The sequence below is a fragment of the Psychrobacter sp. TB20-MNA-CIBAN-0197 genome, assembly GCF_040309765.1.
In the GTDB taxonomy this organism is placed as follows: Bacteria; Pseudomonadota; Gammaproteobacteria; order Pseudomonadales; family Moraxellaceae; genus Psychrobacter; species Psychrobacter submarinus.
On record NZ_JBEOPC010001091.1, the window covers coordinates 1 to 250 of the forward strand.

Below are 250 nucleotides of genomic sequence, written 5' to 3' on the forward strand. Positions count from 1 at the left end.
GTTGAAATGGCGTCTTCGTTGGCTACCGTAAAGTTTGGCTTAGCATCTAGACCAAATACTTTGGCGGTGATGTTGGTTGGGAACTGACGCACTGTTGTATTATAGCTTTGCACTTCTTGAATATAGCGGTTACGAGCCACAGCGATACGGTTTTCCGTGCCTTCTAGCTGTGCTTGCAAATCTTGGAATAGCGCATCTGATTTTAGCTCAGGATAGCGCTCAGACACTGCCATCAGACGTGATAATGCAC

General features: G+C 46.4%; 1 protein-coding gene. It reads right to left on the reverse strand.

Going from position 1 to position 250, the window contains the following annotated elements:
• On the reverse strand, positions 1-250 hold a 250-nt coding region (locus AAEY83_RS17280), incomplete at both ends, for a LemA family protein (RefSeq protein WP_351061133.1).